This window comes from Candidatus Competibacteraceae bacterium (genome assembly GCA_016699715.1).
Classification (GTDB): Bacteria; Pseudomonadota; Gammaproteobacteria; order Competibacterales; family Competibacteraceae; genus Competibacter.
Window position 1 is genome coordinate 2182592 of the sequence record CP065007.1, and the last position, 18609, is coordinate 2201200.

General features: G+C 63.3%; 18 protein-coding genes. 6 read left to right on the forward strand and 12 right to left on the reverse strand.

Annotated elements, in window-relative coordinates; all coding sequences use genetic code 11:
* Positions 1–324: 324 nt before the first annotated feature.
* Positions 325–2139: an RNB domain-containing ribonuclease gene (locus IPM89_09785; GenBank protein QQS53203.1), complete on the forward strand. Its 1815-nt coding sequence runs from the start codon at positions 325–327 to the stop codon at positions 2137–2139.
* A gap of 10 nt (positions 2140–2149) precedes the next feature.
* Here the strand turns inward: IPM89_09785 and IPM89_09790 are convergent, their stop codons facing one another.
* On the reverse strand, positions 2150–4297 hold the full coding sequence (locus IPM89_09790; GenBank protein ID QQS53204.1) for an SLC26A/SulP transporter family protein: 2148 nt from the start codon (positions 4295–4297) through the stop codon (positions 2150–2152).
* Between the two features lie 357 nt (positions 4298–4654).
* Between IPM89_09790 and IPM89_09795 the strand changes: the two genes are divergently transcribed.
* Positions 4655–5431 (forward strand): ferredoxin--NADP reductase, encoded by a 777-nt coding sequence (locus IPM89_09795; protein ID QQS53205.1) that lies wholly within the window; start codon positions 4655–4657, stop codon positions 5429–5431.
* Positions 5432–5470: 39 nt separating this feature from the next.
* On the opposite strand, the gene IPM89_09800 is transcribed toward IPM89_09795, so the two are convergent.
* A complete protein-coding gene (locus IPM89_09800) occupies positions 5471–6307 on the reverse strand; it encodes a transporter substrate-binding domain-containing protein (GenBank protein QQS53206.1) in 837 nt (278 codons plus the stop codon).
* A gap of 140 nt (positions 6308–6447) precedes the next feature.
* Between IPM89_09800 and IPM89_09805 the strand changes: the two genes are divergently transcribed.
* Positions 6448–7263, forward strand: a complete 816-nt coding sequence (locus IPM89_09805; GenBank protein QQS53207.1) for an amino acid ABC transporter permease — start codon at positions 6448–6450, stop codon at positions 7261–7263.
* Positions 7264–7593: 330 nt separating this feature from the next.
* Here IPM89_09805 and leuA read toward each other — a convergent pair whose 3' ends face one another.
* A complete protein-coding gene (leuA, locus tag IPM89_09810) occupies positions 7594–9336 on the reverse strand; it encodes a 2-isopropylmalate synthase (GenBank protein ID QQS53208.1) in 1743 nt (580 codons plus the stop codon).
* Between the two features lie 460 nt (positions 9337–9796).
* On the opposite strand from leuA, the gene IPM89_09815 reads away from it, so the two are divergent.
* The gene (locus IPM89_09815; GenBank protein ID QQS53209.1) at positions 9797–10471 is read left to right on the forward strand and encodes a cytochrome b/b6 domain-containing protein; all 675 of its coding nucleotides are present in this window, start codon (positions 9797–9799) and stop codon (positions 10469–10471) included.
* 66 nt (positions 10472–10537) lie between these two features.
* On the opposite strand, the gene IPM89_09820 is transcribed toward IPM89_09815, so the two are convergent.
* The 4 genes from IPM89_09820 to IPM89_09835 all read right to left on the reverse strand — a co-directional run bounded on the left by IPM89_09820 (position 10538) and on the right by IPM89_09835 (position 14272).
* Positions 10538–11002, reverse strand: coding sequence for a cytochrome c (locus tag IPM89_09820; GenBank protein ID QQS53210.1), 465 nt, complete (start codon positions 11000–11002; stop codon positions 10538–10540).
* A gap of 104 nt (positions 11003–11106) precedes the next feature.
* Positions 11107–11445 carry a cupin domain-containing protein gene (locus tag IPM89_09825; GenBank protein QQS53211.1) on the reverse strand — a complete coding sequence of 113 codons (339 nt, stop codon included), beginning with the start codon at positions 11443–11445 and terminating at the stop codon, positions 11107–11109.
* Positions 11442–12056: a pseudouridine synthase gene (locus IPM89_09830; GenBank protein QQS53212.1), complete on the reverse strand. Its 615-nt coding sequence runs from the start codon at positions 12054–12056 to the stop codon at positions 11442–11444. The genes IPM89_09825 and IPM89_09830 overlap by 4 nt, the downstream gene beginning before the upstream one ends.
* A complete protein-coding gene (locus IPM89_09835) occupies positions 12056–14272 on the reverse strand; it encodes a patatin-like phospholipase family protein (GenBank protein ID QQS53213.1) in 2217 nt (738 codons plus the stop codon). Before IPM89_09835 ends, IPM89_09830 begins: the two co-directional genes overlap by 1 nt.
* Before the next feature lie 230 nt (positions 14273–14502).
* Between IPM89_09835 and IPM89_09840 the strand changes: the two genes are divergently transcribed.
* Both IPM89_09840 and IPM89_09845 read left to right on the forward strand, forming a co-directional pair.
* Entirely contained in the window at positions 14503–14874 is a 372-nt protein-coding gene (locus IPM89_09840; protein QQS53214.1) for a hypothetical protein, read from the forward strand.
* A gap of 27 nt (positions 14875–14901) precedes the next feature.
* Positions 14902–15711 (forward strand): hypothetical protein, encoded by an 810-nt coding sequence (locus IPM89_09845; GenBank protein QQS53215.1) that lies wholly within the window; start codon positions 14902–14904, stop codon positions 15709–15711.
* A gap of 84 nt (positions 15712–15795) precedes the next feature.
* Here IPM89_09845 and IPM89_09850 read toward each other — a convergent pair whose 3' ends face one another.
* The 5 genes from IPM89_09850 to IPM89_09870 all read right to left on the reverse strand — a co-directional run bounded on the left by IPM89_09850 (position 15796) and on the right by IPM89_09870 (position 18607).
* A complete protein-coding gene (locus IPM89_09850; GenBank protein QQS53216.1) occupies positions 15796–16017 on the reverse strand; it encodes a hypothetical protein in 222 nt (73 codons plus the stop codon).
* Positions 16018–16028: 11 nt separating this feature from the next.
* The gene (locus IPM89_09855) at positions 16029–16460 is read right to left on the reverse strand and encodes a hypothetical protein (protein QQS53217.1); all 432 of its coding nucleotides are present in this window, start codon (positions 16458–16460) and stop codon (positions 16029–16031) included.
* A gap of 92 nt (positions 16461–16552) precedes the next feature.
* Positions 16553–17149, reverse strand: a complete 597-nt coding sequence (locus IPM89_09860) for a hypothetical protein (protein QQS53218.1) — start codon at positions 17147–17149, stop codon at positions 16553–16555.
* Between the two features lie 37 nt (positions 17150–17186).
* Positions 17187–17999 carry an alpha/beta hydrolase gene (locus tag IPM89_09865; GenBank protein QQS53219.1) on the reverse strand — a complete coding sequence of 271 codons (813 nt, stop codon included), beginning with the start codon at positions 17997–17999 and terminating at the stop codon, positions 17187–17189.
* An 8-nt stretch (positions 18000–18007) separates the two neighbouring features.
* On the reverse strand, positions 18008–18607 hold the full coding sequence (locus IPM89_09870) for an LON peptidase substrate-binding domain-containing protein (GenBank protein ID QQS53220.1): 600 nt from the start codon (positions 18605–18607) through the stop codon (positions 18008–18010).
* Between the last annotated feature and the right edge of the window lie 2 nt (positions 18608–18609).

Consider the following 18609-nt stretch of genomic DNA (forward strand, 5'->3'; position numbering starts at 1 on the left):
CGAGACGGGCGGCCTTCGGAGAACGCGCGGCGGTGCCGCGGGATATGAATCGGTTCAGGCCCCCGTGATTCCCACACGGTACGACGGAAAATAGTACCGCAGTGCGGGTATGAGGGTCTATGCGCTTGACCGCGAACCGAAGTAAATGGCATTCGGCCAATGCGAGCCATTGCCCGTGCCACCAATGGCGGAATGCGCGGAGGCTCATGGCGCCGCAACCCGGCGCTCACCCAGGATTCCGGCCGGCGCCGGCGATAAATTCTGGTACTTTATTCGCCCATCCACCGCCGAAAGATCCATTCGCTCCGCATCCCCCGAGGCCCGATGAATATCCCGCAACATAGTTTAGTGCTTTACAAGAACGGTCCGGCCCGCGTCGCCAGTCTCGGCGACAAGCTGGAGATTGAGCTGGAGGATGGCCGGTCGCTACGGGTGCGCCCCAAGGATGTGCTGCCACTGCATCCCGGACCGTTGCGCGGGTTGCGCGAACTGGATCTTCCGCCTGGCGAGGTGGAGGCAGCCTGCGAGTTACTGGAGGGCGAGCAAACCACCTTGCCCGATCTGGCGGAATTGATCTACGGTGCCTACACGCCCGCCGCCGCCTGGGCCACTTGGCGGCTGCTGGACGAGGGCTTGTATTTCCAGGGTACGCCCGAGGCAATCGTGGTCCGGCCGCTGGCGGAGGTAGCGCAAGAACGGGTGGCGCGCGAGGCGAAAGCGGCCGAACGCGAAACCTGGAACGAGTTTCTGAGCCGCGCCCGCGCCGGCCGCTGCGTCGCCGAGGATGCCGCGTTTCTGCACGAAATCGAGGAAGTGGCCTGGGGCCAGCGCGAGCAGAGCCGGGTGTTGCAGGCGCTCGATTGCAACCAGAACCCGGAAAGCGCGCATGGCCTGTTGCTGCGGCTGGGCCATTGGGACGGTACGATCAACCCCTATCCCCGGCGGATCGGGGCGCCACTGGTGACGGCGACGGCGGATCTGCCCGAACTGCCGGACGAGCCGCGGCTGGATTTGACCGGACTGACGGCTTACGCCATCGACGATGAAGGCAACCTCGATCCCGACGACGCCCTCAGCCTGGACGGCAATCGTTTGTGGGTGCATATCGCCGACGCCGCCGCCCTGGTGCCGCCGGACAGTCCCGCCGATCGGGAAGCGCGGGCGCGGGGCGCGACGCTTTATCTGCCGGAAACCACCGTGCCGATGCTGCCGGCGGCGGCGGTGCCGCGGCTTGGTCTGGGGCTGAGCGAGATCACGCCGGCGCTGTCGTTCGGCCTGACGCTGGATGCCGATGGCGTCGTCACCGACGTGGAGATCGCGCCCAGCCGGGTGCGAGTGCGGCGGCTGAGCTATGAAGACGTGGAGTTGCGGCTGGACGAGGAGCCGTTTCGTACTCTGCACGAACTGGCCCAGCGCCATCGGACCCGCCGCCGCGCCAACCGGGCGGTGTTCATGGACCTGCCGGAAGTGAAGATGCAGGTCACCGACGGGCGGGTGTCCATCAAGCCGTTGCCTCGCTCGCGCAGCCGGATGCTGGTGACCGAGGCGATGTTGATGGCCGGCGAAGCGGCGGCCCGCTTTGCGCTGGAGCGCGGGCTGCCGTTTCCGTTCACCACTCAGGATGTGGCGGTGGGCGACGCGGACCGGGAGCCGGCCGGGCTGGCGGCGATGTACGCCCTGCGCCGCAGCCTGCGCCCACGTCAGTACAGTGGCCAGCCCGGCCCACACGGTGGTTTGGGGCTCGACGTGTACGCGCAGGTCACCAGCCCGCTGCGGCGTTATCTGGATTTGGTCGCGCACCAGCAGTTACGGGCGTTTCTGCGGGGCGGCGATCCCCTGGAGGCCCAGGCGATCATCGAACGGGTCGGGGCGGCGGAAGTGGCGGCGCGGGGGATCCGGCGGGCCGAACGGCTGTCCCGCGAGCATTGGACCGTGGTGTATCTGCAGCAACATCCCGGCTGGCAAGGCAAAGGGGTGCTGGTGGAAAAGCGGATGCCGCGCGGCGTGGTGCTGATTCCCGAACTGGCTCTGGAGGCGCGAGTGAAGGTGGCTGAGAGCGTGGCGTCGGACAGCAGCTTGCCGCTACGGCTGACCGGCCTGGAGTTACCGGCGCGCGAGGCATATTTCAAGGTCGGCTGAGCGTTGCGTTTTACCACTGCATCAGCCGCTGGATTTCCTTGGCGCTCCAGCGCATCGCCCGGCTTTGGATCTGGCCGAGCGCCAGCAGCAGGGCGACGGCGGCGTCCGGATGGGTCTCCCGCAGTTGGCTGAAATCGGCGCGATTCAACACCAGCAGTTCGCTGGGCTTCATCGCCGTGGCTTCGGCGGTGCGCGGGCCGGGGTCGAGGAACGCGACTTCTCCGAACAGGGTGCCCGGTCCGAAAACGGCCAGCCGTTTATGACGGTCGGCGGTCACGAGGATGCGGATGTCCACCCGGCCCCGCAGGAGCAGATACAGTTCGGCGCCGGAATCACCGGCCGAGAACAGATTTTCGCCGCGAGCCAGTTCGAGCGGCCGTAGCACCGCCGCCAGGGCGGCGATTTCCTCCGGCTTCATGCCTTGGCACAAATCCAGTTCTTGCAGGGGTATGCGCCTTTCCCGGACGGTCGGCGCGTATCCCAGCGCGTACAAGAGGGCGTTCTCGGCATATTCCAGGGCCTGATCGGTGCTGGGAAAGGTCCGCACGTTGATCCGCCGGTCGCTCAGGCTGAGCCGGCGCAGGGTGCGCTCGACCGAAGGTCCCAGCCCCAGATTCTCGTGAACCTCGCAAAACAGCAACTCGCCGCCGTGGGTGCCCAGGCGCGCCGCGATCTGTTGCAGCAGGCGCACGCTGGACAGGTCGATGTGCAGCACCCGGCGCAGGTGCAGGATGATCCAGGCGTGCCGGTCGAGGTCCGGCAACATCTGCTCGAACAATTGATCGGCCTTGGCGAAAAACAGGTTGCCGCGCAGTTCGTACAGCACGATGCGATCGCCGTGGCGAGCCAGCAGCGCGGCCTGTTCGGCTGGCCGTTGCCGCACCGAGGGGCGCTCAATGGCGGTCGTTCGCCGGTGGATGATCGGCAGACGGCTTTGTTGGCGGATGAACAGCAGGATGGCGATGGCCAAGCCCGCCAGCACCGCCATCATCAGGTCGTAGCCGACAGTGATGCCGGCGACCAGCAGGGCGACCGCCGCGTCCAGACGGGTGCGGCGACGGCGGGCCCAGGCCACGATATCCCGCTCCACCAGGTTGAGCGCCGAGGCGATGATGATACCGGCCAGCGCGCTGGTCGGCAGCCATTGGCCGAGCGGGCCGGCGAAGGACAGTATCGCCAGCAGCAGCAGGCCGGCGGCCAGCGCGGCCCAGCGGCGGGCGCCGGCGCGGATGGCGGTGGTGGTGCCGCCCACGCTGGCCGCGCCGGCCATGCCTCCAGTCAGGCCGACGGCAATTTGGCCGATGCTTTGGGCCAGCAATTCGCGGCGGGCGTTATGGCGCAGGCCGGTGGCGGTGTCGGCCAGCATCGAGGTCAACAGGGTGTTGAGCGACGACAGCACCGCCAGGGCGAAGGCGGCGTGCAGGATCAGCGGCCAGGGCAAGGAAGGCCAAGCCGCGAATTGATCGACGGCGACGTGGAATTCCGACAGCTTGGGCAAGGTGCCGATGACCCAGTGTTTCGGCACGGTCGGCGGGTTGGCGATGTACAGGAGGATTTGGTAGAACGCGGTGCCGCCGAACAGGCCGACGATGGGGCCGGGAACGCCCGGCAGGTAGCGCGGAGCGTAGCGGACGGCGCAGAACGCCACCACCGTGGTGACCATCGGCAACCAGGACCATTGGGTCCACAGGCCACTGTAGCTGATGCCAAGCAGGGGTTTGATTTGCGACAGGATCAGCAACAGGCCGGTGCCGGTGGTCAAGCCGGCGATGACCGGGTAGGGGATGAATTTCATCAGCCGGCCGCCACCGGCCAGCGCGATCAGCAGTTGGAGCAGTCCGGCGCACACGGTGACGGCGAACAGAGCCGACGCGATGTTGTCCTGCGGGATGCCGGCGGTGGTGATCAGCATCGCCGTGCCGCCCAACAAGGCCATGCTGGCGCCGGTGGGTCCGCTGATCAGGCCCACCGTGCCACCGCCGGCGCCGGAAATCAGCAGCAGGCCGATGGCGCCGAATAAACCGGCCAGCGCACCCGGCGCGGTGCCCAGGTAGGGGGCGAACACGGTCACCCCGAAGGCGGTGGCCTGTGGCAGCACCACGGCGGCGGCGATCAGGCCGCCTCGCAGATCGGAGAGGAGAGCGGAACGAACGTTCATACAGGGATACGGCTCACGTTGCGGGTGCCATGCATCGAGACCGGGCCAGCCGGGTGTCCCGCCCAGTGGCTTGCCGGGGGTCGTGGCGGTTGCTGGAGTCGGGGAGGAAGATCGGGTCGTGCTGGCCTGTTCGAGCGTACGATTCTGCGAGCTTCCATCATGCCATGCAACTGGTGGTTTGGGTTTCCCGGTGGATCGAGAATATAAATTTGGTTATAAATAAATAAATTTATATTTCTTTTTGATTGGAGAGTTCTGCCTTAATCTTGCCGTCCAAGACCTAGCGAAACGCTAGGGAATCCGATGCACCCTCCGACCGCGACTCTTATCCGCTCAACCCTGACAGGATCGATCCCGATGAAGGCCAGCGACAAGTATACCGTGGAGACGATTACGGAAATCCGCACTTGGGCATCCAATCTGTTTTCCTTCAAAACCACCCGTAGCCAGTCCTACCGCTTCATCGCTGGCCAGTTTGCCCGGCTGGGTGTCGAGGATGAGCACGGCGATCTGGTTTGGCGGGCCTATTCGATCTGCTCGGCGCCCTACGACGATTTCCTGGAGTTCTACTCCATCGTCGTGTCCGATGGCGCCTTTACTTCGCGGCTATCGCAATTGAAGGTCGGCGATCCGGTTTTGGTGGAGAAGCGCAACTACGGCTATTTGACCACCGACCGCTTCGAGTGCGGCCGGGATCTGTGGCTGCTGTCCACCGGCACCGGGTTGGCGCCGTTCCTGTCCATCCTGCAGGAGTTCGACCCCTGGGAGCACTACGAGAACATCGTGCTGGTCCACAGCGTGCGTTATCGTCACGAACTGGCCTATGAGGAGTTCATCGATTCGTTCAAGGAGAACGAACTGTTCGCCGGGCATGCCCACAAGTTGAAATATGTGCAGGTGGTGACTCGCGATCAGGTCGAGCGCTCGGCGCTCAACGGCCGCATCACCCGCCTGTTGAGCAACGGCGAGCTGGAAGCGCATGTCGGCCTGCCGATCGATCCGGAGCGCTCCCGGATCATGATCTGCGGTAACCCCGATATGGTGCAGGAAACCCGCGACCTGCTGACCGGGCGTGGCCTGACCCTGAGCCTGCGCGGCAAACCGGGCAATCTGGCGGTGGAAAATTACTGGTGATCTTCAGGCACGATGGCCGGGAGCTGGCCCGGCGCCGGATTATTCGACGACTTGGCTGGCCCAGTCGCGGGTCTTGAACCAGTAGTCGTGCCGCTCCTTCAGCCAGCCGTCCTGCTGGCGCAGCATGATCCAGTTGTTGAAAAAGTTCAGGGCATCGGGATCGCCCTTGCGCAACGCGAAGCCCTCGGCACCCTGCACGAACGGTTCGGGGATCGGCAGAAACAGCGTGTCGGGATGCTTCAGTGCCTCGAACGCCGGGGTCGGGGTGCTGGTGACGAAGGCGTGCGCCTTGCCGTTCAGCACTTCCTGCAAGGCCAGCGCGTCTTCGTCGAACTGGCGCAGCGTGGCCTTGGGCATCAGCCGCTTGGCGGCGGTGGCCGGTGTCGCGCCGCGCCGCACCGCCAGCACCACTTCGGGCTTGTTGAAATCCTCCAGCGTCGAAAAGCCGGCCGCCAGTTTCCCGTGGGCCACCAGGTGGACGCCGGAATTGGCGTAGGGCAGGGTGAAATTGACGGTCAGATTGCGTGCCGGGGTGATCGACATTCCGGCGACGATTACGTCGAACTTGCCGGCCAGCAGCGCCGGAATGATGCCGTCCCAGGCGGTGGGCACGAACTCGGCCTTTACGTCCATGTCCTCGGCCAGCCGTTTCGCCACATCGATTTCGTAGCCGACCAGTTCGCCGTTCTTGTCGCGCATCGCCCAGGGGACGAAGGTGGACAGGCCGATCCTGATCGCTCCGCGCTTCTTGATGGTTTCCACCACGCTGCTGGCGGCGAGCTGCTGGCTGGTGTTTTGAGCACGGGCCAGCGGTGACAGGAGCAGGGCCAGCGCCAGCAACACAGCGGCCAAAGCGATGGACGGACGGTTGTTCATGGCATATTTCCTCAAGGTTAAGGCTATCTTGCCGGGAAAGGTAGCGGACACGCCCGGCTCGGGCAACCCGCGCGCCAATGGGGCACGGGGCTTCACCCGATCGAGACAGCGGCGGGCGAGATGGTTATCCTGTGGGAGTCATGATTAAAACCTCTGTGTCGAACTGGCGGCGCTGGCGACCGGCGTTCGATAGTCTCACGTTTCTCGCCGTGCTGGCCGGGTTGGGCTGGCTCGTGGTCGAGGGCGCGGATACCCTGCATTACAACTGGCAGTGGTACCGGGTGCCGCAATATCTCTACCGGTTTGAGGACGGCGTGTTCCAGCCCGGCCCGCTGCTGCGCGGCTTGGGGGTGACGCTGGAACTGACCGGCTGGAGCCTGTTGCTGACGGTGGTGTTTGGGTTATCGGCGGCGCTGTTGCAGCGTTCGACCTCGTGGGCCGGGCATGCGGTGGCGCGGGTTTACGTGGAGATCGTTCGCAATACCCCGATGCTGGTGCAGCTCTATCTGGTCTATTTCGTGCTGGCGCCGATCCTGGACATGGACCGATTCGCGGCGGCGGTGCTGGCGCTGGCGATCTTTGAAGGGGCATTCGCGGCGGAAATTTTCCGCGCGGGTATCGATGCCATCCCGCGCGGCCAGTGGGAGGCCGGGCGGACGCTCGGACTATCGCCGTATGCCGTCTACCGCTGCGTGATCCTGCCGCAGGCTGTCCGCCTGGTGCTGCCGCCATTGACCGGGTTGGCGGTGTCGCTGATCAAGCATTCGGCCTTGGTCAGCGTGATCGCGGTGGCCGATTTGACCACCGAGGGCCGTAACCTGATCGCCGATACCTTCATGACGTTTGAGCTGTGGTTCACGGTGGCGGCGCTGTATCTGGCGCTGACTGTCAGTTTGTCGCTGTTGGTCAGTTGGCTGGAACGCCGCCTGCCGGTGCACGGTGCCGGGCGCGGCTGAATGCGAGTGAGCAATCCGTCTCCGACGGGGAGCACCGCCATGGGAACACCTGGTTCGAACGCTGTGCCCAGACGGTGCGGATCGGGAAGCGGGGCCGTCCCCGCAAGACGGTGCCGAAAGGCGGTCGCGTGCGCCTCAAGAACAAAGGAAGCCAACGCCATCGGCGCGGTCCCAAACGTCCCCGGTATCAGACCCTCCATCCTAACATCCCGGGGTCAGGGAGAACGCCAATATCGCGACGAGAACGGCGTCTGGCACCAGACCATAACGGCTCGCCAGACGCCATCCACTGGCGAAGAGGTTGCGGTTCAGTGAAACCGATCCATGCGCTTATCCATCCAGTCCGACGACCCGTCGCGATTCCTCAACGCCTTCATCCGCGCCGGCCGCCGGCCGCAGTGCCCGGTTAACCGCGCTGACCACCGCCCTCAGCGATGCGGTGACGATGTTGCTGTCGATGCCGACCCCAAACCGCAAGTTGGGCTCCCCGTTCATGCGGATCTCGACATAGGACACGGCCATGGCATCGGCGCCGGCGCCGATGGCGTGTTCGTGGTAATCCACCACCTGGACATTCAGGCCAAAATGCCGGTTCAGTACGTCGGTAAAGGCGTCGATCGGGCCGTTACCCTTGCCCGAGAGCAGCCGCTCCCGTCCATGCTCGCGAATCGTCGTGCTCAGCTTGCAGGTACCATCGGCGTGACCGTCGGGCGCGGTGCGGTACTCAACGAAATGAAACGGCTGGTCCGCTTGCAGATATTCAGCCTGAAACGCCGCCCAGATATTTGCCGAAGTGAGTTCCTTGCCGGTAGTGTCGGCGATGGCCTGCACCCGCTGACTGAACTCGACCTGCAAGCGGCGGGGCAGCCGCAGATCGTGATCCTTCTCCAGCAGGTAAGCGATGCCGCCTTTGCCGGACTGGCTGTTGACCCGGATCACCGCTTCGTAGCTGCGGCCCAGGTCAGCCGGGTCGATCGGCAGATAGGGTACCTCCCAGCGCCGGTCGCCGGTCGCCCAACGCCGTTCCTGGGCGGTGAAACCCTTCTTGATCGCGTCCTGGTGCGAGCCGGAAAAGGCGGTAAAAACCAAGTCGCCGGCATAGGGATGTCGTGGATGCACCGCGATCTGGTTGCAATATTCCGTGGTGCGGATGATCTCATTCATCACCGAAAAATCCAGACCGGGATCGATGCCTTGGCTGTAAAGATTCAGCCCCAGTGTGATCAGGTCAACGTTGCCGGTGCGCTCGCCATTGCCGAACAAACAACCCTCGACCCGGTCGGCGCCCGCCATCATCGCCAGTTCGGCGGCGGCCACGGCGGTACCCCGATCATTGTGGGGATGTATGCTGATGATCACGGCGTCGCGGCGCGAGAGATGGCGGCAGAACCACTCGATCTGATCGGCGTAGACGTTGGGTGTCGCCACTTCGACGGTCGCCGGCAGATTGAGAATCGCCTTGCGCTCCGGCGTCGGTTGCCAGATATCGAGCACGGTCTCGCAGACTTCCAGCGCGAAATCCATCTCGGTGAAACAGAAGGTTTCCGGCGAATACTCGAACTGCCATTCGGTGTCCGGTTGTTCGGCGGCGCATTCGGCGAACAGTCGGGCGCCGCGACGGGCCAGTTCGAGCAAGCCGCCGCGGTCAAGGCCGAACACCACCTCGCGGAATATTGGCGCGGTGGCGTTATAAAGATGCGGAATCGCGCGCTTGGCGCCGCGCAGGCTGTCGAAAGTACGACGGATCAATTCCTCGCGGGACTGGGTGAGCACTTGGATCGCCACGTCGTCCGGTATGCGCCCGCCCTCGATGAGATCGCGCACGAAATCGAAGTCGGTTTGGGAAGCGGAGGGAAACGCCACTTCGATCTGCTTGAAACCCATGCGGACCAGCAGTTCGAAGAAGCGGAGCTTGCGTTCGCGGTCCATCGGCTCGATCAGCGCCTGGTTGCCGTCGCGCAGATCCGAACTGCACCAGATCGGCGCCTGGGTGATGATTTGCGAGGGCCACCGCCGGTCCGGCAACTGGATGGGCGGGAAGGGACGGTATTTTCGGGTGGCGTCAACGTTCATCAGGATATTCCTCTCTCAAAGACGGGTGGCGGAATGGACGTAGTACGGAGGCGACGCGGCGCGATACGGCCGCCGGGCAGCCGCTAGGCCCGACGACCGCAACGTAGTCGCAGTAGGGCCAGAGAGAAGAAGGGGGCGAAAACGGGCTGATAAGTGCCGCTGGGAACGGGGGCGCGGGCGATGCGGGATCGGCAGGGCTCAAGCATGGGTCAATCCTCGTGAACGGTTCGGTCATTAATGAACTGCAACAGCGAAGCCCGGCGCTCCTCTCAGGAGGCCGGGCGACTCAGTCGTAGTTCGAACCGTTCGGTGGATTGCATGCGTTTCATGATTTACAAACTAACCCAGGCCGCGATTCCAGGTCAAGAGAACAATCAAATGATTGTCATTTTCGGTCGATGGGAAACAATACGCGGGTTTTGTGACCTTATCGCAACCAGGCAATTTCGAGGGTATTGAGATGACCGAAAAACTGGAAGCCCCGCGGATCGTTAAAATTTGGGATCTGCCGACCCGGCTGTTTCATTGGACTCTGGTGGGACTGATGATCGTCCAGTGGTGGACCGCCGAAAACAGTGGAACCATGGACTATCACGTCTGGGGCGGCTACGCGGTGTTGGTACTGGTGTTGTTCCGCCTGATTTGGGGCGTGGCGGGCAGCGAGACCGCCCGGTTCAGCGATTTCGTGCGCGGGCCGGGCGCGGCGCTGGCTTACGTCAGAGCCCTGTTGCGTGGCGAGACACCGCTCTATTTGGGCCATAACCCCATGGGGGGATGGTCGATTGTGCTGATGTTGGCGCTGCTGCTGGTGCAAGCCGGCACCGGACTGTTTGCCAACGACGATATTTTGATCGAAGGGCCGCTGTACTCGTGGGTCTCGAAAGACAGCAGTGATTGGCTGACCAGCATTCATCGTTTCAACTTTAACCTATTGCTGGCGGTGATCGCCATCCACGTCGCGGCGGTGCTGTTTTATCTGCTGGTCAAGCGCGAAAACCTGATTCACCCGATGCTCAGCGGCCGCAGACGGTTACCACCGGAGCTGGTCGGACGGGTCCCGCGCCTGGTCAGTCCGTGGCGCGGGCTGGCGGCGCTGGTGGTCGTGGGTTTGAGCGTCTGGTTGCTGGTGCGCTGAAGGCGACTGGAAATGAAAAAGGCCATGTCGGAGCATGGCCTTCTCGGATGGCGCCTCTGAGGCTGCTCAGTCCGTGCGGAATTCCTTGTGGCAAGCCTTGCAAGTTTCGGCGGTTTTGCCGAACTGCGCTTTGATGGCACCCTGATCGCCGCCCTTGGCCACTTCGGTCAGTTTGATGGCCGCCTCTTGGAAATCGTTCATTTTGGCTTCGAACTGGTCCCAGTGGGTCCAGATTTCCGGTTTGGCCTCGGTATCCTTCACCGCGTCCGGGCCGGAGCCTTTCGGAAAGCCCTCGATGGCCGTCTTGCTCATCATTTCGACATACTGCGCGTGACGCGCCACGGCGGCGGCGTCGAACGGGATTTCGCCCTTCATCATCGCGCCGATGGGTTTGAAGTGCCATCCGATCACGGTGTAGACGGATTGTCGGTAACGGACGGCATCTTCCGGTTTCGGGTCGGCCGCGCTCGCCGCGGTCAGAAAGCTCAAGCTCAGTATGCTACCCGCTAAACCGATATATAGCTTATTCATCAGCTTCGATCCCCTAATTTTGACCAAATTAGTCCAATATGTGGAATCATGCCACATAAGCGGTATTTTGCAAGGCGAAGCTGAAACACGGCTGAACTAAACCGTCAGCCGGCTATGTGAAGATGGAGCGCGAGCCAGATCGCTGGCGGGTTGTGGCTGGTCCGTTCTACCCGGTGGCGACGATGCGCGGGAATCCAAAGGTAGTTGCCGGGTTCCAGCGATCGCACGGTGTCTTCGTCGGCGAAACGCAGTTCCGCCTGGCCTTGCAGCAATACGACCCACTCGTCGCCATCCTGGTCGTACCACTCGCCGGGCGGGGTGGCATGGCCGCTGGAAACGATGCGCTCCAGGCGGCAGGCGCCGGTTTGCAGCAGCAGGTCGAATTGCTCCGCCGCCAGGCTGGCTGGAAGACCGGCCAGAAGATTACCACTTTCGGATCTCATCGGGTCAGGAGGGCACGGCGAGGCCCGGAGCCATCGCGATGGCTCCGGACACGACCAGGAGATGAGGCGACCGCCGGTACTTCCCGCCACTGGCCGGGTTGCAAACCGTCCAGCGCCCAATCGCCGATTCGCCAGCGCACAAGCCGCAGGGTCGGATGGCCGATGGCGGCGGTCATGCGTCGGACCTGGCGGTTGCGGCCCTCGCGCAGCGTGATTTCCAGCCAGACGGTCGGGATCGCCGCCCGGTAACGGATCGGCGGATCGCGCGGCCATAGCCCGGCGGGTTCCGGGATGCGCTGGACCATGGCGGGTCGGGTGAGGCCGTCGCTGAGTTCGATGCCTCGACGCAACGGCTCCAGAGCCGCTTCCGTGGGCTCGCCTTCCACCTGCGCCCAATAGGTTTTGGATTCTTTGTAACGCGGGTGGCTGATGCGGGCTTGCAGCGCGCCGTCGTCGGTCAGCGCCAGCAGCCCTTCGCTATCCCGATCCAGCCGACCCGCCACATACACGCCGGGAATCGGCAGATAGTCGGCCAGGGTCAGGCGGCTGGTCGGGTCAGTGAACTGGCTGAGGACGCCGTAGGGTTTGTTGAGCAGGATCAGGCGTGGCATCAGAACTGTCGGCCCAGCAGGATGTAGAGCGAGGTGTTGCCGCCCTTGGCCCAACCGCCGGATAGATAGAATGGCCCCAATGGCGTATCCGCGCCCAGGAACAGACTGCCCGCGGGGATCAGCGAGGCAAAGTCGATGTCGCTGAGATCTTGCCAGACCCCGCCGACTTCCAGCGAGCCGCCGGCGTATATGGGAATGGTGAAAGCCGCCGAGGCATTGTCCAGCCGGTACATGGCGATCAGTTCGCCGAGCGCGGCGTATTGCCCCGCGAGTTGGTTGGTCTGGTAGCCCGACAGATTGAGGAAGCCCCCGAGCAGAAACAGATCCTGGAGGCCAAGTTCTCCGGAAAGCCGGCCCGCCAGCCTGAAGCGCGGGATGAGAGAGTACTTGTTCCAGGTGAAAGCCTTGGCGGCTTCCAGGCTAAGCGTGCTGAAGTCGTTGCTGGCGCCCAGGGCGGTTCGGGAGTCGTAGAAATTGATGTCGCTGTAATACCCCGAGGTCGGGAAATTGATGTTATCCAGCGTATCCATCCCCCAGCGGATCGAGTAGCCGCCCTCGTCGAACTCGCCTTCGTTTTCGTCCGACTCTCCGATGCGGAGATCGTTGTGGCCTCCGCCGTAGCGCAGACCCAGCGAGAGACGGCCCCAGTGTTCCAGGTTGCGTCCCACCGCCACGCCGATGCTGGTCCGGTAAACCCGGTATTGCGAAAGATCCTGTAGCGTCAGGTTGTACGCTGTATAGCTGGCAAAGGGGTCGATGAAATAGGTTTGGTCGGCGTCGAGCGGTTGATAGAAGTCGGTGGACAGTCCGATGTTGCCACCGATTTGGGCGATGGAGCGCCACTCCCCGCCCAACGAGTTCATTTGCCCCATGGTGTAGGCGGCGGTGAGCGAGAATAGCGATTCGCCTCGCAGGCTGGCGCCAAAAGATAGGCCCAACTCCAGCGTGTCCGTGCCGATGTAGCGTTCCTTGGCTTCGACGATCAGCCCGGTCTTGCCGTTTTCCTCGACCAGCGAGTAATCGACCGCCTGGAAATCGCCCATGCCGTAAATGATGTTGAGGTTGCGGTTGAGCTCCTGCGGATCGAGCCGGTCGCCGGGCTGAATCCGCACTTGACTGGCGATGGTTTGGTCGGACAGCCGGGTGTTGTTTTTGATCCGGATAAAGTCGATGACGGGGCGGTCGGTATCGGGTATTGACGGCAGCGCGGCGGTGTAGGCTTGGTAGTCGGCCACCGAAAGCGACAACCGGCTTAGCTCCTTGCGCGAGGCCTGGGCGGCGTCGTAGCCGATGATGACCGCTTCCGGCGAGCGATCGAAATCGGTGCTGCCCAGATCCTTGAGATCCGGCACGATCAGCACGTCCTTGTTCCCCAGCGTCTTTACCTGCTGTTCGACGTTGCGCACGGTCAGGATGGTGGTGAGTTGGTTGGTGATCGACAGCACCGAAGTCAGCTCGTTGGTGGGGGCCAGCGGCGCGCCCACGTCCACGGCGATGATGACATCCGGCTGGCATAGTTTCCGCACCACGTCGATGGGCAGATTGTCCGAGATCCCGCCGTCCACCAATAGCTTGCCATCCAGTTCGACCGGCACCAGCGCGCTCGGAATCGACATGCTGGCGCGCATGGCCTTGGCCAGATCGCCGGAACCCAGCACAACCGGGTTGCCGGTGGCGATATCGGTCGCGACAGCCCGGTACGGCACCTTGAGCCGATCGAAGTCATGGATTTCGGCCGCCGGCAACGATAGTTCCTGCAGCAACAGCAGCAGGTTCTGGCCTTGCAGCAATCCCTGAGGCAGTTGGACCTTGCCGCCATGGACGCCGATCGCGGCGTTGGTCAACAGAATCCGCTGTTCTTGCTTGGTCCGCCATGGCAGGTCGGCGCGTGGCGGGCCGTCGCTAAACACCTCCGGCCAATTGATCCGCTTGAGCGTTTTATCCATGTCGCTGGGTGTCATGCCGGAGGCATACAAGCCACCGATGATCGAGCCCATGCTGGTGCCGACGACGCAATCGACGGGGATGTGCATTTCCTCCAGAAAGCGGAGCACGCCGACGTGAGCCACGCCGCGGGCGCCGCCACCACCTAGCACCAGACCAATGCGGGGGCGCTCCGCCGTCGCGGCCTCAAGACGGGCTGGACCGAGCGCGACCAACGCCATCAAGGCGAGCAACAGGCAGGATAGAGAGCGGTTGGCTCGACAGTCGCGCATGGGGGAAGACCGTGATGGTGGGGTTCAAGGGGAAGTGTTCAGCGGTAATTCAGAAAGATTATGCCAACATTACCTCAATCATTCAGCACGGAACGAAGCTTGGCATCAGACCCTTTCCGGTAGCCTGAACGGTGAATCGCCAACCGGCCCCGGGCGGCGCGGGTGATTCGGCGGGAGAGCCGTCCCATGCGTCGTCGCCGCCATAACGACGCTGATGCGCGGAGCTTGTCATGACCGATCGAGAACATGAGATTTTGCCGGGCGAGCCTTCGGATCCAGTTCGCGACGAACGACGGGATTTTCTGATCAGCCTGGGGCGATGGTCCAAGGCGGTGATCGGCGGAGTGTTGCTGGGTGGTCTGCTGGTCCCCGGGCGCGATGCCGATGCCGGAGGTTGGGGCAATCGTGGCGGCGGTCGGGGCGGCAGTTGGATCAACTTCGGCGGCGGCTGGGGCGGGGGGCCGCGACCCTGGGGTTGGGGCTGGTACAACCGGCCCTGGTACAACCGACCCTGGTACAACCGACCCTGGTACAACCGGCCCTGGTACAACCGGCCCTGGTACAACGGCCCCGGTTGGGGCGGGGGCTGGTACAATCGCTGACCGCTCCAGTTCGAGGCATTGGTTTTGATGAACGAATTCACCTACTACAACATCCCTTTACACTTGCTGGCCGCTTACCAACAGGAGCGCTTGATCGTCAGAACCGACGAACCAGCCGCGCTGGTCGCCGCGCTGGAAACGGAAGATCCCGAACGGATAGCCGGTGCGCAGATCGTGGCGCTCGATGCCGATTCCGAGCCGTTGAACGCGTGGGCGCCGGGCTTGCCGCTGGAATTGATCCTGCGTGATCCCGTTACCGAATTTCCCTTGCTGTATCGCCACAGCAACCTGCTCGACAACCACCCGTCACGGGTGATCATTCCGGTTGCGCCAGGGTTCGGCAAGGCGGTTAAGGCGGCGGTTTCGCTGGATTTCGCGGTGCGGCTGGAAGTCGGACAACCCGAGCCGGCGCTGATCGAAGAGATGGCGACGGTGCTGGAGTTCTATCTGCACCAGTCCACGGTCGCTCAGCCGATCGAGTACTTTCATGGCGCCCTGCAGGGGTTTTTCCGTGACGAGCCGGTGTCGTTGTGGGTGTTGCAGGACGATGATCCGCAGTATCTGCGCTACGTCACCGACGAAGGCGTCGAACAACCGTCCAGGCGGCTGGCGAACCTGAACGCCAACATTGCGCTCGATGCCGATCTGGGGGAATGGATCACGCAAGTGCTGGCGGTGGAGGAAGAGTGCCGGGGCTGCGAGTTTCTGAACAGTTGCGGCGGCTATTTTAAATGGCCGCGGCGCGATTACGACTGCGTGGGAGTGAAACGTCTGTTTGGCTATCTGCGGGATGCCGCCGCCGAACTGCGTCGCGATCTGGACGTAGGATCGACTTAGCGAAACCTCTCCCGCCGGATCGGCGGGAGAGGTTTCCCGGCGACTCGGCGGTCGCCCGGTTTAGTCGTTGCGATACTGTTTCTGCTATTTATCCCGGCCATAAATGTTGCCGACGACAGCACCCGCCGCGCCGCCGATGAGCGCGCCGGTCCCGGCGCTGCCGCCGGTTAGAGCGCCGATGGCCGCGCCGCCCGCCGCGCCGATGGCCGCGCCGCTCAACGTACCCTGCTCGGTCGCTGTCATGTTGGTGCAGCCGACGCTGAAGGCGAGGGCTGGAATCGCAATTAGAAAGCCGATCTTTTTCATGGCTTGATTCCTTATTTTGCTTTGGGTTGGCCGGCCTTGGGTTTGACCATCTGGAACCAGATTACTTCGATGATTGGCTCCTGCTGCTTATCGGGATTGGCCTTGTAGTAGGCGCTCACGGTTTCCACAATCTGCGGCACGGTCATGCCATCCAGGGCTTTGACCAAGTGAGGGACGGTGGTGCGGTGCTTGGGGTTCGGACCGGTCAACTGGTATTCAACCATCGCCAAGTTCAGGATGCCCAGCACATAAGCCCGTCTTTCGGTTTCGGTGGCACTCGACCAGCGCTCGCCAGTGGGAATCAGCCATTCCTCCTTCTGTGATGCGGTGGGTTTGGCGGTGGCTGATGCGGGTTGGGCGGCTTGAACGACGGGTCCACCGATGAGTGCCAAGGCCAGGCCCGCTGACAACAGGGTGGCTTTGGCGGGATGATGTCTGATCATAAGGGTCTCCTTCCTTTCAATAGATCTGGGAGTGCGGTTGCCGGCGTTCCCGCGAGTTAGGCTGGAAGCGCATGGCGGTTGGATAAAAGGTGTCAGGCGGACGGCGGTGCTGCCCGACGCCGTGCCCGCCAGTGGTTGTACAGCCAGCTCCAGACCAAGTAAACAACGATAAATCCAATCCCCGCATAAACCAGGATCGGGATGATGTTCTGAACCATGATCATGAAGATCGCGCCGGCACCGAGGAAGATCGCGACGACACAAAGTCGCCAGTCGAAATAGATGCCGGCCAGAAACGTGGACAACGTGACGTTGAGCATCAGTAGAAAGCTGGCCTGACGGTCGTCGAGGGTGTTCATGAAGCCTTGGGCCGCGGCGATAAAGACCAGTCGCGCCAGCAGCAGCAAGACCCCCCAGTGCAAGATTTGCCGACCGACCAGCAGCGCGCGGGCTTTCGCGGTCGGTTCGACATTGCGCCATTGCGTGGCGATGCAGATCAACCCGAAGATCGGGATCAAGCCCTGCCAGTACCAGCGGCTACTTTGCGCGTCGGCTTGCGTATAGGCCGCGCCAACCCACGCCAGCAGGATCATTAGGTAAAAACCGATGTCCCTGGGGCGAAAGATCTGCCGCAGCAGGCTGTGTTGGGTGGGGACTGGTTCGGTTGGGCTCAGTTCAAGTTCGGACATGACGGTTTCCTTGCCTGGGTTCGATTTTCTATGAGGGTTACGGACCAATATTAGCGCATGCCCCGGCGATGAAGCATCCGGCGGCCTCCAGCACGGCTTCCCGCGCCTGATGATGGGGGACATGGCCGCAGCCGGGCAACCACAACCGCTCCGTCGGGCCGGCGATCCCGGCGGCGATGGCGTCTACTTGGGCGCGGGTACCGTATTCGTCATCCTCGCCCTGGACCACCAACACCGGGCCGATGATCCGGGACAACTCGGCTTCCATGTTCCAGCCACGGAAGTCCGGGCGCAGCCAGGTGTCGCACCAACCCCGGAACATGGCTTCGGTATGGTCGCCGTGGTAGCGCCGCAATCCATCCCGCAAGCGACCCTGTTGATAGGCATCGCGGGCACGCCGGATGCCGACCAGGCACTTTTCATCGACGAAGACGTGTGCCGCCTCGCAGATCACGGCGCGCGTCCGTTCGGGATAGGCGGCGGCGAACAGCAGGGCGATGGAACCGCCGTCGCTATGGCCGAACAGGATCGGCGGCTCGCTAATATCACAGGTTTCCAGTACTTCGGGGAGCGTATCCCACGCTTCGCGCTGTAAATAATCGTTGGGGCGCGGCCCGATCAAGGGTTCGGAACGGCCATAACCCCAGCGCTCGTAGATCAATCCCGGCAGGCCGGTTTGGGCACACAGTTGTTCGGGGAAAGCGCGCCATTGCCCGATGCTGCCCAGTCCCTCGTGCAGGAAAATCAAGGTGGGGCCGACGGCGGCGCGCGGTGGGCTCAGGTGCTCGGCGTGCAGCCGGTGACCGGCGGCCTGTAGAGTGCGGCGATGGCGGCGGACGAGTTCGGTCATGGGGGGATTCAGGCGATGCGCTGTTCCTGGAAGATCGCCAGCAGGATGTCCAGTCGCTGCTGGGGTTCGGTCATTTCCAGCAGCGTGTGGCGGACATGTGGTGGTAGGGGCAGGATTTCCGTCAGCCGGTTGCCGACCCAGGCGGCATCCTCCCAATCCGGCGTCAGGAACCGGCGATAGGGCGCCAGTTCCTCCCGTTCCAACAGATCGCGGAGGACGCGGACCAGGGGTTCGTGGCTGGGCAAGGTTGGCAGCGCCGGATCGTCCGGCAGCCACCGCACCTGAGCGATCAGCAGTTGGTCGGGCCGAATGTGGTGGCTGACCACTTGCAGCCGTTGCGCGCCTAGGCAGGTGATGCCGAGCAGGCCGTCGTCCAACTGATCGAAATCCACGATACGCGCCAGGGTGCCGACCGGATGGATGCGGGTCGGCGGGCCGCCCGCTTCGCGCCCCTCGTGGATTGTGACCACCCCAAAACCGCTGTCGGTGCGCAGGCAGGCGCTGATCAGGTCCAGATAGCGGGTTTCGAAGATCCGCAGAGGCAGAACGCCGCCGGGAAACAGCACGGTGTTCAACGGAAACAGGGGCAGTTCCTGGGTGGCGGTCATGA